Source organism: Xylanibacter caecicola (genome assembly GCF_013166515.1).
Taxonomy (GTDB): Bacteria; Bacteroidota; Bacteroidia; order Bacteroidales; family Bacteroidaceae; genus Prevotella; species Prevotella caecicola.
This window is the reverse complement of record NZ_JABKKJ010000002.1, coordinates 93775-109387: the sequence shown is the minus strand read 5'-3', so window position 1 is coordinate 109387 and position 15613 is coordinate 93775. Positions and strand designations below refer to the sequence as shown.

8 protein-coding genes are annotated in these 15613 nt (G+C 46.5%); 5 read left to right on the top strand and 3 right to left on the bottom strand.

The features are described from left to right. Nucleotides 1-51: 51 nt before the first annotated feature. Genes HPS54_RS02165 through HPS54_RS02155 form a run of 3 tightly spaced genes read right to left on the bottom strand, consistent with a single transcriptional unit; the run spans nucleotide 52 to nucleotide 6076 of the window. The gene (locus HPS54_RS02165; protein ID WP_172343835.1) at nucleotides 52-1242 is read right to left on the bottom strand and encodes a SusF/SusE family carbohydrate-binding protein; all 1191 of its coding nucleotides are present in this window, start codon (nucleotides 1240-1242) and stop codon (nucleotides 52-54) included. 52 nt (nucleotides 1243-1294) lie between these two features. After that, nucleotides 1295-3004, bottom strand: a complete 1710-nt coding sequence (susD, locus tag HPS54_RS02160) for a starch-binding outer membrane lipoprotein SusD (protein WP_172343834.1) — start codon at nucleotides 3002-3004, stop codon at nucleotides 1295-1297. Nucleotides 3005-3058: 54 nt separating this feature from the next. Beyond that, nucleotides 3059-6076: a SusC/RagA family TonB-linked outer membrane protein gene (locus HPS54_RS02155; RefSeq protein WP_172343833.1), complete on the bottom strand. Its 3018-nt coding sequence runs from the start codon at nucleotides 6074-6076 to the stop codon at nucleotides 3059-3061. 295 nt (nucleotides 6077-6371) lie between these two features. On the opposite strand from HPS54_RS02155, the gene HPS54_RS02150 reads away from it, so the two are divergent. The 5 genes from HPS54_RS02150 to pulA all read left to right on the top strand — a co-directional run bounded on the left by HPS54_RS02150 (nucleotide 6372) and on the right by pulA (nucleotide 15610). Continuing rightward, the gene (locus tag HPS54_RS02150; RefSeq protein ID WP_172343832.1) at nucleotides 6372-7397 is read left to right on the top strand and encodes a LacI family DNA-binding transcriptional regulator; all 1026 of its coding nucleotides are present in this window, start codon (nucleotides 6372-6374) and stop codon (nucleotides 7395-7397) included. Nucleotides 7398-7525: 128 nt separating this feature from the next. Then, nucleotides 7526-8830, top strand: a complete 1305-nt coding sequence (locus HPS54_RS02145) for an MFS transporter (RefSeq protein ID WP_172343831.1) — start codon at nucleotides 7526-7528, stop codon at nucleotides 8828-8830. 21 nt (nucleotides 8831-8851) lie between these two features. Next, nucleotides 8852-11521 carry a 4-alpha-glucanotransferase gene (locus HPS54_RS02140; protein ID WP_172343830.1) on the top strand — a complete coding sequence of 890 codons (2670 nt, stop codon included), beginning with the start codon at nucleotides 8852-8854 and terminating at the stop codon, nucleotides 11519-11521. A gap of 18 nt (nucleotides 11522-11539) precedes the next feature. Then, nucleotides 11540-13675: a glycoside hydrolase family 97 protein gene (locus HPS54_RS02135; protein ID WP_172343829.1), complete on the top strand. Its 2136-nt coding sequence runs from the start codon at nucleotides 11540-11542 to the stop codon at nucleotides 13673-13675. A gap of 24 nt (nucleotides 13676-13699) precedes the next feature. Continuing rightward, nucleotides 13700-15610 (top strand): type I pullulanase, encoded by a 1911-nt coding sequence (gene pulA / locus HPS54_RS02130; protein WP_172343828.1) that lies wholly within the window; start codon nucleotides 13700-13702, stop codon nucleotides 15608-15610. Nucleotides 15611-15613: the final 3 nt, after the last annotated feature.

Sequence of the window (15613 nt, the reverse complement as noted above, 5' to 3'; positions counted from 1 at the left end):
ATAGGATATATAAGACTTATAATCCTCTTTCTACACTTCATTTCTTCAATCTTATTTCACCTCACCGGTGTTCTTGTCGAAATTGATATATAGTTTCTGACCCGGCGAGCAGTTTACAGAATATTCTTCGCCCACATTGGAAGCCCAGTTATCAACGATATTATCTTTGCGATAGAACACATTACCTTTGTAGAGAGTGAACTCTGTACGCCACCACTCCAATCCGGGAACGCGGATGTAAGCGCGCAGCTCACCACTGCCGGCGAATGCAGGAGAAACCCACTCTCCAGTCTGGTCGGCAGGAGCCTGTAGTGCCCAAGCCGCATTAGCCTCGTCCCAAGCGCCGCCGGCAGCAGCACCCATGATGTAAGCCTCGGCAGGCTGGATATGCAGAGTATAGCTAATGCTCTTCTTGTCGGCACTCATTGTTCCCTCGAAGTGGAGAGTATACCATCCCCCTTTGGCAATAACAAGATTGTCGTCCGCGTTATCGGAAACACCGGCACCTGCCTTGTCGTCAACGGTGATGCGAGAGTATCCGCGCCAATCACTCTCGTATGTACCCCACTTGAATGAACCGCCGTCCGGCACATAAACCACGGTGTAATACTGTCCGGGCAATCCGTAAACGGCAGACACTTGTTTCCAACTGCTCCATGCGTTCTGGATAGAAGAGCCGACAACGTAAAGACATGCAGGATACTCCACATCAGGAGCCTGATACTCAGCACGTACAGACTGCAGTGTAATAACGTTAGAGTAGGTCTCGCCCAAGTTCTCTATCATAGAACCGTCAATAATGGCTCGCAACCTTACATAAACAGGCATGGAAGAAGGAATATCTGCATCAGGATTAGCAGCCTGATACAAATCCACCAAAGCATCGTTCATCTCACGGGCATTGGCAAGCATCTTTGCCGTAGTGAAAGATGTTGAAAGTTCTGTGAACTTTGCATCCTTGTTGCCCCCGGCAAATGTGGGATCTATAGACACTTGCACGAAATAGCGCACAATGTATGGAACCCCGTCGCCATAGTCTGGTTGGGTACATGTAAGCTGAACGCCGTCTGAATTGGCAAGGTCGTATGTATTGCCTGCATACGCCGGAGTGTTAAGCACGAAGCCCTCTGCCACATGGCTCAAGTCAAGCGTAGGGTTGCTGTCATCGTCTTTGTCGCAAGATGCAAACAAAAACGGCATAACGAGCAACGTAAGCATCATCAATTTATTTATATATTTCATGATACGTATTCTTTAATTATTAAAACATGTTATCAATTCACCGTACTTGGAATTAATATTTAGGATTTTGATGTAAGTTCTTGTTCCCGGCAATCTCATTGGCAGGTATAGGATATACATTATAGTGAGCGTCAACACCCACTCCGTTAGGCTGACCGCCCTTGAAGCTCCACAGATACTGACTGCTTGTATAGAGTCCGAAACGTACGAGGTCGCTGCGGCGACGTCCTTCGAGATAGAACTCGCGGCACCACTCATCGAGGATAAGGTTGAGGTCTACAGACTGTGCCACATTTTTCCTGTGAGCACGCCCCTGCAACTCCTGAATATCCTTCAGCGCACCTTCCTTATCATTAAGACGATAGCGAGCTTCTGCACGGGTAAGATAAATCTCGCCCAAACGGAAGAGAGGAATATCCGTATCGCAGAAATTGTCGCCATGAACGGCAGCACCGTCCGAACGAACATTTGACCACTTCACGATAGACAGTCCGTCGAAGAAGTTCTTGATCATCTTGTCCGGAGACAAGCGGCGCACGCCACCACCAAAGCCACCATAGAGAAGAGCACGGTCGTCGCCCGCCTTGTCTAAAAATTCTTCTGTGCTACCACCGAGCACTTTATCCATCCGAAGGACATCAGCCTCAGTAAGTTTAGAGGCATCGAGATTGTTGTCTTTCAAATACTGCTCGTAAGCTGCCTTGCAGGCATCGTTGTCTGAATTTACAACATCGAGAGACGGCAAGAACTTGGCAACGAGGTCTTTACGTGCGAAGATACACTGCCATGGGTTGACCTGATAATAATAAGGCATACCATCGCAACGAGAACCGTTGATAAGCATAGTCGAACCACCGTGGTTACGGGTCTTTGCACCATCTTGACGGATAGGGAAGATTATCTCTTTCATAGCCTCCGGGTTCTCGTCGTTGTCTGCCATAAAGAGCTGCTGATAACCTGTGTAGCCGTTCTTTGTAACCTTACAAAGGTCGTAAGCATTGCTTTCAAAGATTTTATCGCAATAGTCCTTGGCCTTCTTGTAATCGTTTATCTGCCCGTCGGTATAAACCATGGCGTTCAAAGCGAGACGTGCATGAAGGGCGTATGCTGCACCGCGGTCGGCACGACCAAAATCACTGCTATTACAATAAGTACCCACTTCTTTCATCATAGGTTCGATAGTGGTCAGCTCTTCGTCAATCCATTTATACAGGTCGATACCAGCCTTTTCTCCCGGCAGTTCGCCATTGAACTCAAGTTTGAACGGAGCTCTGTGGAAGAGGTCGAGGAACTGATAATAGTTCAGACAGCGCAAGAAACGAATCTCTGCAATCTGGTCGTCTGAGAGTTTGCCTGTCTGCTCACTGATAAACTGGTTGTGAAGCGTTATATCGTAAGCCAAACGCTGATAGCACCAGTTTACACGTGTAGAAGCCGAGGTCCATGCCATGTTAGTGATAGGTGCCATATCCTCGTTGTCCTGCCATGCCCAGAGTATCTCGTCGGAGTTGAGTTCGTTGAGGTTAAACACTGTGCGGTAGTAACCGCTCTCACCCTCATTACCGCTCATATCGCCGTCGCCGTCAGGACCTTTCTGCCCTGTAAGTCCCAACGTACCATATTGTTTGGCAAGCAGTTCCTCTACATTGTATGTAGGAGAAGTCTTAGGGTCTATTGGAGATATATTCAAGTCATCGGCACAAGACATTGTTCCGAATGTAAGGAAAGCCAATGCCGCACTTTTCAATACTATATGTTTCATAATTATTGTCGTTTTTATTTATTTGACGAATTAATTTCCTTATCCACTTGTATCTTAGAAATTAAAGTTCACACCAAGCTGGAAGCTGATTGGACGCGGATAAGGATCCTTGTCAACACCATTAGCCACTTCCGGGTCAAGACCTTTGTACTTGGTAATGATGAACGGATTCTGCACCGTGAAATAAACACGACCGGAGAAGTAATCCTGTCCGGAATACTTAAGCAGTGCAGGGAAGGTGTAACCCAAAGTAATATTGGAACACTTCAAGAATGAAGCATTGCGGATAAAGTAGTCGCTGATACTGTTCATTGCAGCTGTCTGACCGGTAAATCCGAGAGATACGGCATCGGATATCACATTTGAGAAGGCACCTGCCTGACGGCGCAATCCCTGTTCGCAAACGATAGCACTATTGGCAAGAGCATGGTAGTAAACATAATTGCCGAGAGAAGCTCTGAGCGAGAAGCTGAGATCCCAGTTTTTGTAGAGGAACTTAGATGTAAGACCCATGATAACATCAGCTGCAGGACTCTTATAGTAGTAGCGGTCTCCATCGTCGATAACGCCGTTGCCGTCGCGGTCTACGTAAACACCCTCGATAGGTTTGCCGTTCTCGTCATAAACCTGCTGGTAAACAAAGAAAGAGTTAATAGGCTCACCCACCTTGTTACGCTGTAGCTTGGTATCGTTGCCACGTGCAGCATTAGTGCCGTCTACCCAAACCCAATCGCGATCGCCGGCATTGAGAGCAGTAATCTTGTTCTTGTTCCAGCCCACGTTATATGTGAGGTCCCAAGTGAAGTCTTTTGTAACTATCGGTTTAACATCAAACGAGAGTTCAAGACCGTAGTTGCGCAGCGAACCGACATTCTGTATGAGGTTGTCGCCCAAAGTTACTCCAGCCTCTGTTGCCACTTTAGCCAATAGATCCTTTGTATTGCGAATATATCCGTCGATAGAGAAAGTAAATCTGTTATTGAGGGCAGCGAAGTCCAAACCGACATTCCATGTCTCGGTCTTTTCCCAAGTAAGTTTCTCGTTATACTTGTTGGGACGCATGGTATAGTAATACGTATCACCGAAAGAATACTGTGAATATTGGTCGCCCTTTACGTATACCGGAACATATGAGAAATCATCGATACCATTCTGCTGACCGGTCTTACCCCAGTCAAAGCGAAGTTTCAAGTCGTTGAGCCATTTGGCGTTCTTCATGAACGGCTCGCTGCTAATCTTCCAGGCTACGGCCGCTGACGGGAAATAGCCCCACTTATGACCCTTCTTAAAGCGAGAAGAGCCGTCAGCACGGAACGTTGCAGTAACGAGGTAGCGGTCAAGGAAGTTATAGTTTAATCGTCCGAAATAAGAAACGAGAGAATTATGTGTTGCCCATTCTCTATCCTTTCTTGTTTTCTCATCAAAACGGTCACCTGTCACAGGGTCTATACCATAACCCATGTTATCAATACCGGAACGGTGGTAGTGCGACTGTTCTGCACCTGCCATGATGTCAACGTCATGGTTGCCGAATTCATGCATATACTGAGCGTATGCGCTACCTACGATGTTATACTTATAGTATGTCAATAATTCCTGACGTCCGTAATAGTTGTTGCTATAGGAAGTGCGGCTGATGTCGGTTTCCTGATCGGTCGCGGTGTACTGAGCTCCAAGACTTGCGTGTATATGCAGGTCTTCAAATCCATGAATCTTATAATCTACCTCAGCATTGCCGCTATAGTCATGGGAATTGGCAAGACAATACTTGTTGTTCAACATAGCCACGGGGTTCTGCGGTGTCTGTGAATATGAAGTCTTCTTCCATTCTGGATCACTATAAGAAGCATTTACCAATGTCTGATAGTAGCCGCCCACCACACTGTATTCCGGGTCAGACACACGCACGGGACGTGTAGGATCCATTGCAAGAGCCGCTCCTATGGCACCACTATCGGCATAGCGGTCTTTCTCATACATATACTTGGCTGTGAAGTTGAAGTTCAAGTGCTTGTCGAAGAACGAAGGTGCAAGATTCACGCTCGCATTGAAACGACGCATCCAACTTGTCTTCAAGATACCGTTGCCGATATTATAGCCGGCACTCACGCGGTAAGGCATATTCTTCAGTCCACCCTGCATACTGATGCTGTGATTTGTAGATACCGTTGTGCGCAGAATCTCATCCTGCCAATCGGTATTGGCATCTCCAAGAAGGTCACGACTGAGTCCGAAAGACTCTATGAGGTCTCTATACTCGTTACCACTCAGAACGTCGTATTTCTTGAGAGCCGTAGAAACAGTGATGTCTCCGTTATAAGTAAAAGTAGGCTTCTGCCCGTTACGTCCTTTCTTCGTGGTAATAATGATGACACCGTTGCTGGCACGAGAACCATAGATGGCTGTTGCCGAAGCACTCTTCAACACAGTGAATGTCTCAATATCGTTTGGATTAATATTGGCAAGAATATTACTCATACCCGTTGCTGTGTTGTTGTCAATTACCAGACCATCGATTACATATAGAGGGTCGTTGCTTGCGGAGAGAGATGCACCACCACGGATTCTGATCTGTGCACCGGCTCCAGGAGCTCCACCTGTGGTCTGTACATCAACGCCTGCAATTTTGCCGACGAGCATATCAGATGCGTTATTGGTGATACCCTTACTCATCTCATCCGGTTTCATTGCTGTAACTGAACCTGTAAGGTCATTTTTCTTGGCACGGCCGTAACCGATTACGACAACTTCGTTCAGACTGTTGCCGCCCTGCTCCTGTAGAATGATGTTCATGCTTTGCCCTGCGTTAACAGATGCCGTCTCGTAGCCTATATACGAAACCTTGATTACTGACTTGGCATCAGCCTTGATAGAGAAGTTTCCATCAAAATCCGTTATCGTTCCACCATCTGTGCCATCAACACGAACGGTTGCTCCGATAATGGGTTCGCCAGAAGCGTCTTTCACATGTCCCTTCACGACAAGTTGCTGTCCGAAGGCACTTGCTGTAAGGAATAAGCCGCCTGCCAACGCAACACTCCTTAAAGCATTTTTGAATTTAACTTGCTTCATTACTGTTTGAATTTTTAGTTATGTTATTAAATTGTTAGTTATGCATATATTATAATGTGGAATGCATCTCTACGATGTATTTTTCATCTACCAAGTTTTGTTTCACTATTTAGGCATTGTATTATTATGCTGCAAATATAGAATGTATTACTATACGTTAATACTTGTTCACGTATAAATATCTTATTTATCGAGTGCAAACGTTTGCAAAACCTTTAACAAAAATGAATGGTATGTGTGTAACAACATTAAAAAGTTTGCTATATCTTTGTTCCCGGAAATTACTACGTAACCTATGAACGACAGTCAGACAACAACGATGAAGGATATTGCCGAGAAGTTTGGAGTATCCGTTTCTACTGTATCTCGTGCACTTAGCGGAAACAAACGTGTCAGGGAAGATAAGCGTGATGCCATACAGAAATATGCCACAGAGCATAATTTCTACCCCAACGACATTGCCAAATCACTCCGTTTCTCAAAAAAGAAACCTGTTAAGATTATCGGCGTTATCGTTCCGGAACTTACCCACTATTATTTTTCATCAGTACTCTCCGGTATTGAAGAGAGAGCTTCTGAGCGCGACTACCGTATCATCATAGCAATGAGCAAGGAAAGTTATGAACGTGAAGTGCAATTATGCCAGATGTTCGAAGCTCACCAAGTTTGCGGAGTCATCGTGTCGCAAGCAAAGGCTACTACAGTATACGATCATTTCAAATCACTCATTGCAAAAGGAATGACATTGGTATTTTTCGACAGGATATGCACCGGAGTGAGTGCAAGTCTCGTTGTCGTAGACGATTATATGGGTGCATTCAATGCGGTGACGCATCTCATCAATACCGGTTGCAAAAGAATTGCATTCTATGGCATGAGAGGAAACGCCGTTATCGGCAAAAACAGGTTTAACGGATACAAGGACGCCCTGTTGAAAGCCGGATTGAAACTGGATGAGCAATTGATATTTGAATGTGATAATCGTGCTGACGCTGAGAATATTACCCCTGCCATTTTAAAGAAATTTACCCCCCCGGATGCCTTTTTTTGCGTAAACGACGATACGGCTATCGGCGTAATGTATACGGCAAAGCGTATGGGACTGCGCATTCCCGAAGACATTTCTGTGTGTGGCTTTACCAACGGCGAACGTGCCGTGGCATGCGACCCACAGCTTACCACCGTGGAGCAACGCGGTGTGGAGGTTGGTAGAGAGGCAGCCGACATACTTATTAATAAGGTGGAAGGAATCAGTCCTTTCGACAAAATTGAAAAACGAGTGATAAGAACACGGCTTGTCGTTAGGGGAAGCAGTAGATGAATTAGGAGTTAAGAATGAAGAGTTTGGAGTTTGGAATTAGGAATTATGAATTAACATCTAAATCAAACAACTCCTGATAACAGCGAAACGAAATAACACTGAATTCTAAATAAAAAATAACATAACCTATGAAACAGAAACAAGATTTGAGTTTTTGGAAGCTATGGAACCTTAGCTTCGGTTTCTTTGGCGTACAGATTGCCTATGCCCTGCAAAGCGCCAACATATCAAGAATATTCGCCACTCTTGGGGCTGATCCTCATTCACTGAGTTACTTTTGGATACTGCCGCCACTTATGGGCATTATCGTGCAGCCTATCGTAGGTACACTTAGCGATCGCACATGGTGTCGCTTCGGGCGTCGTATTCCTTACTTGTTTATTGGTTCTGCTGTTTCAGTTGCCGTAATGTGCCTGTTGCCAAATGCCGGTTCCTTTGGCATGGTTGTCAGCACTGCAATGGTGTTCGGACTTATATCATTGATGTTTCTTGATACAAGCATCAACATGGCAATGCAGCCGTTCAAAATGCTTGTCGGCGACATGGTGAACGAGAAACAGAAGTCGCTTGCTTACTCCATCCAAAGTTTCTTGTGCAACAGCGGTTCGCTTATCGGCTACATGTTTCCTTTTTTCTTCACGGCTATAGGAATTGCTAACGAGGCACCCAAAGGTGTCATCCCTGATTCTGTGATTTATTCCTTCTATATCGGCGCCGCCATTCTTATCCTCTGTGTGCTTTACACCACACTCACCGTAAAAGAATGGGATCCGAAAGAATATGCTGAATATAATGAGCGTAAGTCTGAAGTTGAAGAACATAAAGCCAATTGGATAGAGCTTCTCAAGAATGCTCCATCTATGTTCTGGAAAGTAGGACTGGTGCAATTCTTCTGTTGGGCAGCTTTTATGTATATGTGGACTTATACAAACGGTACTATTGCCGACACCGTATGGCACACCACCGACGTTTCTTCTGCCGCCTACCAAGAGGCGGGTAACTGGGTTGGGGTCCTATTTTTCTGGCAAGCTCTCGGCAGCGTTGTCTGGGCTATGGTTCTTCCAAGAATAAAAGGCGAAAAGTTTGCATACGCCTTAAGTCTGTTGCTTGGCGCTGCAGGTTTTGCCATGTTACCTTTCATTGCTGACAAGACTTTGCTTATCATGCCGTTCCTGCTCATAGGTTGTGCTTGGGCTGCAATGCTTGCCATGCCGTTTGCTTTCGTCACCAACGCTCTTGAAGGCTACGGACACAAAGGAGCTTATCTCGGTCTGTTCAACGGAACAATCTGTCTGCCTCAAATTGTAGCGGCTGCTATTGGCGGGACATTACTTTCTCTTGTCGGCTCTCATCAATACAACATGATGCTCGTTGCTGCTATAATGCTTCTATTGGGAACGATAAGCGTTTGTTTTATAAAGGTAAAAAAGTAAAACGACTAAATACATGCAACTATGAAAATACATTTTTTTATAAAATACGATACTGAGTTTGGGCAAGACTTACGTTTGAACATCCTTGCCGATAATGAGTCCGTCTCAACATCTTACGGCATGAACACTGCCGATGGTAAAACATGGCAGTGTGATATAGAACTGGATAAGCATCCGGTGCTTATAAACTATTTTTACAGTCTTGACAATAGTGGCAGAGAACTACGCCATGAATGGCAGACCATTTCTCATCGCCTGGAGTTTAACGCTACCAGCGCCAAGGAATATACGGTGTATAACCGTTGGACTGACATTCCATGCGACTCTTATCTGTATAGTTCTGCCTTTACCGACTGTGTCAACCGCCGTCATCATGAGGATATTCCTGCAACAAAATATAAGAAGGTATTGCGGCTTATCGTGCGTGCGCCACAACTGAGGAAAGGCGAACGGCTGTATGTTACTGGTAAAAGCAACTCTCTTGGCTGTTGGCACGCCAACCGTGCTCTGAAGATGTACGAGCATAACTATAACGAGTGGATAGTTGACATTGATGCTGAAACGTTCAAAGAGAAAGAAACGGAACTGAAATTCATTGCTGTAAACGATAAAGGAGCTGTACTTTGGGAAACCGGTTATAACAGAGAAATACAGATTCCGGATATAAATGACGGCGAGGTGTGTGTATATGAAATGGACCAAGCCTTTTTTGAGATTTGCAACACTAAACTTGCCGGCACTCTTGTTCCCATATTCTCCCTGCGCAGCAAAGACAGTTTTGGTGTGGGGGACTTCGGTGACTTGAAACTGATGATAGACTGGGTGGCGGAAACCGAACAGAAAGTACTGCAAGTGTTGCCTATCAACGACACCACATCCACTCATACTTGGACCGACTCCTACCCTTATTCATGTATCAGCATCTTTGCCTTGCATCCCCAGTATGCCGATTTGCGGCAACTGCCTAAGGTTAAGGACAAGAAAAAGGCGACCGAAATGGAAACTTTGCGCAAAGAGCTAAATGCACTAAGCCGGATTGACTACGAACGTGTAAACAATGCCAAGACGGAATATCTGCGTATCATATTTAATCAAGAAGGCGAGAAGATATTGAAGTCGTCCGACTTTAAGAATTTTCTTAAAGACAATGAACACTGGCTCGTACCATACGCACAATATTGCCACCTGCGCGACACGTTCGGCAATACGGATTTCTCTTCATGGAAGGGACATGAGAGATGGCATGAACAAGACCGCGGCATATTGCTCAATCCGAAATCCAAGGAGTTTGACGATGTGTCATTCTATTATTACGTGCAGTTTGTGCTTGACAGCCAAATGCGTTCTGCCCACGAATACGCCATGGCAAGAGGTGTTATATTAAAAGGTGACATTCCTATTGGCGTGAACCGCAACGGATGTGACGTATGGCACGAACCTCAGTATTTCAACTTGAATTCCCAAGCAGGCGCTCCACCTGATGATTTCTCCATAAACGGACAGAACTGGGGGTTCCCTACATACAACTGGCAACGCATGATAGAGGATGGCTGCAAGTGGTGGATAAGAAGATTTCAGAACATATCAAAATATTTTGACGCCTACCGCATAGACCATGTATTGGGATTCTTCCGTATCTGGGCGATACCTACTACATGCGTGCATGGTCTGCTCGGACAGTTTGCTCCGTCGCTTGCGATGACACGCGAGGAGATCGAAGGTTATGGCTTGCACTTCCAAGAGCATCTGTTCACCACACCGTTTATTGCCCGCTGGGTGGTAAACCGCGTGTTTGGTCCTCATGCTGATGAGGTAACAGAAAAATACCTCAGTCATGAACATGACGACATATTCTCTCTGAAGCCCGAATACGACACCGAGCGCAAGATTGAAGCAGCCTTCAAGGGAAAGGATTCTGCAGACGACATTTGGATCCGCGACGGTTTGTATGCTCTTGCCGCAGACGTGTTGTTTGTGCGTGACAACAATGACCGCAACAAATTCCATCCAAGAATAACGGCTCAACTGAACTTCATGTACGAAGCCCTTATGGACTCTGACAAAGAGAAGTTCAATCGTCTGTACAACGACTATTACTATCGCCGCAACAACAACTTCTGGTATAGCGAGGCAATGAAAAAGCTGCCTGTCCTTGTTCAGGCAACGCGCATGCTTGTATGTGCCGAAGACCTCGGCATGGTGCCAGACTGTGTGGCATGGGTAATGAACGAGCTGCGTATCCTTAGCCTTGAACTGCAGCAGATGCCTAAAGACCCGTGCGTGAGGTTCGGCGAGTTATGGAAGAATCCATACCGCAGCGTTTGCACTCTGTCCACTCACGACATGCCTACTCTACGTCAATGGTGGGATGAAGATTATGACCGAACTCAGGACTACTACCATTCACAGCTTTATCGTTCCGGCGGTGCTCCTCATCCTCTGCCAGGATGGTTGGCAAAAGAGATAATCGTCAACCAACTGAAATGTCCTTCAATGCTCTGTATATTGTCTCTGCAAGACTGGTTTGCCATTGACGAAAAGTTACGCCTTGCTGACGCCGATGCCGAGCGCATAAACATTCCTGCCAATCCTCGCCACTATTGGCGTTACCGTATGCACGTCAATATTGAGGAACTTATTGCCAATAAGGAATATAATGACAATATTAAGGATCTGATTAAGATAAGGTAAAATACAAAGACTATTAATATGAAGAGAATATCATTATTAGCATTTGCATTGCTGCCTCTTTTGGCTATGGCACAAACAGTAACCTCGCCAAACGGAAATGTCACGGTAAAATTCTCGCTCTCTGAGAGCGGGCAGCCTACTTATGAGATGACTTACAAGGGTAAGACGGTATGCAAGCCGTCACACCTCGGATTGAAACTCGCCAAAGACAAACATGCCTCGAAGTTCATGCAGGAAACCGACCTTATGGACGGTTTTAAGGAGACGAGCCACAATATCTCAACATTCGATGAGACATGGAAACCGGTATGGGGCGAAACGGCAACCATACGCAACAATTACAACGAGATGCAAATAGACCTCAACCAACCGTCTACAAGTAGGAACATAACAATCAGGTTTCGTGTTTACGACTATGGCATGGGACTAAGATATGAGTTTCCGCAACAGCAGGAGCTCAACTATTTCGTCATCAAAGAAGAGCACACACAGTTTGCCATGAACGGCAACCACACGGCTTATTGGATACCGGGCGACTACGACACACAGGAGTACGAATATCAGATTACACCTCTCACGGGCATTAAGGACGTTATCAGCCGCGACCGCGAGAAATACAAGAGTAACTCTTCCACCACCGTGTTCTCTGACACCGGAGTACAGACCTCGCTACAGATGAAGACCAACGATGGTCTATACATAAATATCCATGAGGCTGCCTGCATTGACTATCCTACGATGCACCTGAATCTCAACGAGGAGACACTGACTTTTGAATCGTGGCTGACACCTGACGCAGTGGGGAGAAAAGGCTTCATACAGACACCTTTCAACACTCCGTGGCGCACAGTGCTTGTCAGCGATGACGCACGCGACATGCTCTCCTGCAAGCTCACACTAAACCTGAACGAACCTTGCAAGATTGAAGACACATCATGGATTCATCCTACAAAGTATTGCGGTGTATGGTGGAACATGATAGTGGGCACCAAGACATGGAGCTACACCGACGACTACCCGTCGGTTCGCTTGGGCGTGACAGATTATTCGAAATGCAAGCCTAACGGCACACATGGAGCAACGACATCTGAAGTGAAACGATACATTGACTTTGCCGCAAAGAACGGTCTGCAGGAAGTACTCGTAGAGGGTTGGAACACAGGTTGGGAAGACTGGTTCGGACATCAGAAACTCGACGTATTCGACTTCGTTACTCCCTACCCTGACTTCGACATCAAATATCTCAACGAATATGCCCACTCCAAAGGCGTCAAGCTAATGATGCACCACGAGACTTCCGCTTCCGTGCTCAACTACGAGCGTCATCTTGAAAACGCTTTCCGCCTGATGAACAAGTATGGCTATGACGCCGTGAAGACCGGTTACGTGGGAGACATAATTCCACGAGGCGAATACCACTATAGCCAGCTCATGAACAACCACTATCAGCGTGTAGTGGAAGAGGCTGCAAAACACCACATCATGGTGAACGCCCATGAAGCAACCCGACCAACAGGCATCTGCCGCACTTGGCCCAACTTAGTTGGCAACGAGAGCGCACGCGGTACGGAGTACGAGGCATTCGGAGGCAGCGTGCCCTACCACACCGTGATGCTGCCATTCACCCGCCTTCAAGGAGGACCTATGGACTATACCCCGGGCATATTCGAGACAAAACTATCTGATTGGAGCCAGAACCCAAGCTTTGTTCACTCCACGCTCTGCGGACAGTTGTCTCTGTATCTCGTAATGTACAGTCCGTTGCAAATGGCAGCCGATCTGCCTGAACACTATGAGAAATATGACGATGCCTTCCAATTCATACGCGACGTGGCTTGCGATTGGGACGACTCTCGCTATCTTGAAGCAGAACCGGCAAAATACATCACCGTGGCTCGCAAGGCAAAAGGCACCGACAACTGGTTTGTAGGCGGCAAGACAGGAGAAGAAGTTCACACTGCTGTTGTGAAATTCGACTTCCTCGACAAGGGTAAACGTTACGACTGCGCAATCTATCAGGATGCTCCCGATGCCGACTACGAAAAGAACCCCAAGGCATACCGCATATCTCACCGCACTATAAAGAAAGGTGACGTGCTTAAAATAAAAGAAGCCCGCGGCGGTGGATTCGCCATATCGCTAATGGCTAAATAGATTTTGAACAGTAAATAAACGGAAATGAATACGAGAAAAATACTCTTGACAATGATTTTCGGCACATTTGTGGCACATCATCTGATTGCACAGAAAGTGTTCAACGAGATGCAATACGCTAAAGACAAAACGGCATTCACGCTTAATGCGCCACAAACTGTCACACTGCGCATATATGACAAGGCGGATGCCAAGAATGCCGTCAAAATCATCAAGATGAAAAACGCAGGTGGCAACAAATGGCAAGCCACGGTTAAGGGCGACTTGAAAGGCAAGTTCTATACTTTCGATACAGGCAACGGAGAATGTCCGGGACTTTTCGCAAAGGCTGTCGGAGTGAATGGCAACCGTGCGGCAATCATTGACATGAGCAGCACCGATCCGAAAGGATGGACACTCGACAAGCGACCGGACATCGCATCGCCAACAGACCTTGTGATATACGAGTTACATCATCGTGACTTCTCTATAGATCCTTCATCGAGACTGATGAACAGAGGCAAATACCTTGCCCTCACCGAACAACGGGCTATCGACTATCTGAAAAAACTTGGTGTAAACGCCATACATATCCTGCCTTCGTTCGACTATGCGTCTGTCGACGAGACCAGACTCTTTATACCGCAATACAACTGGGGCTACGATCCAAAGAACTATAATGTGCCCGAGGGCAGCTATTCCACAGATCCTTTCAGCCCCGAAGTGCGCATAAAGGAATTCAAGCAAATGGTGCAAGCCCTCCACAAAGCCGGTATAAGAGTTATACTCGATGTGGTCTACAACCATACCTTCGATATCGAAAACAGCAACTTCCAACGTGTCTATCCCGACTATTTCTATCGCAAGACCACTGACGGCAAATATTCCGACGGCTCCGGCTGCGGCAACGAAACGGCATCCGAGAAGCCTCTGATGAGGGAATATATGCTTGAGAGCGTGAAATATTGGATACAAGAGTATCACATCGACGGCTTCCGCTTCGATCTGATGGGCGTGCACGATATCGAAACGATGAACCTCATCCGTCATGAGGTGAACAAGATCGACCCGTCAATATATATATATGGTGAGGGATGGAGCGCAGGCGGATGTGCTCTGCCCACCGAACAACTCGCAATGAAAGCCAACACAAAGCAACTCTATGGCATCGGTGCATTCTGTGACGACATGCGCGACGCTCTGCGTGGTCCGTTCAATGACGACCATAAGGGCGGTTTTCTTGCCGGTGTGCCTGATATGGAGGAAAGCATCAAGTTTGGCATTGCAGGTGCAATAAGTCATCCGCAGATTGACATGAAGAAGGTGAACTATAGTAAGGAACCATGGGCAAACGCTCCCACGCAGATGGTGAGCTACGTGAGCTGCCATGATGACATGTGTCTCACCGACAGACTCAGGGCAAGCATCCCCGGCATCACGGAAGATGAACTTATCAAACTCGACCTTCTTGCACAGACCGCCGTGCTCACATCGCAGGGCGTGCCTTTCATCCTGTCGGGCGAGGAGATGCTACGCAACAAGAAGGGTGTACATAACAGCTACAATTCTCCCGACTCGATAAACCATCTTGACTGGGACAATCTGAACAAATATCCGCAGGTGTTCAACTACTACAGCTCTCTCATACACCTGCGCCTCGACCACCCCGCCTTCCGCATGGGCGATGCCGACGATGTAAGGAAGCATCTCGAGTTTATTGACAGTCCGAAGGGCACCGTGGCATTCCGTCTGAAAGATCATGCCGGCGGCGACCAATGGAAAGACATTATCGTAATCCTCAACTCTTCAAAGACTTCACAGACCATCAACATCCCGAAAGGCAGATACACAATAGTGGCGGAATGTGGAGTGATAAACAGCAGCGGCATAAGGATTTTTGATGACACAACCATAGATGCCGCACCGCAAAGTGCCACAATAATGTATAAATTATAACTC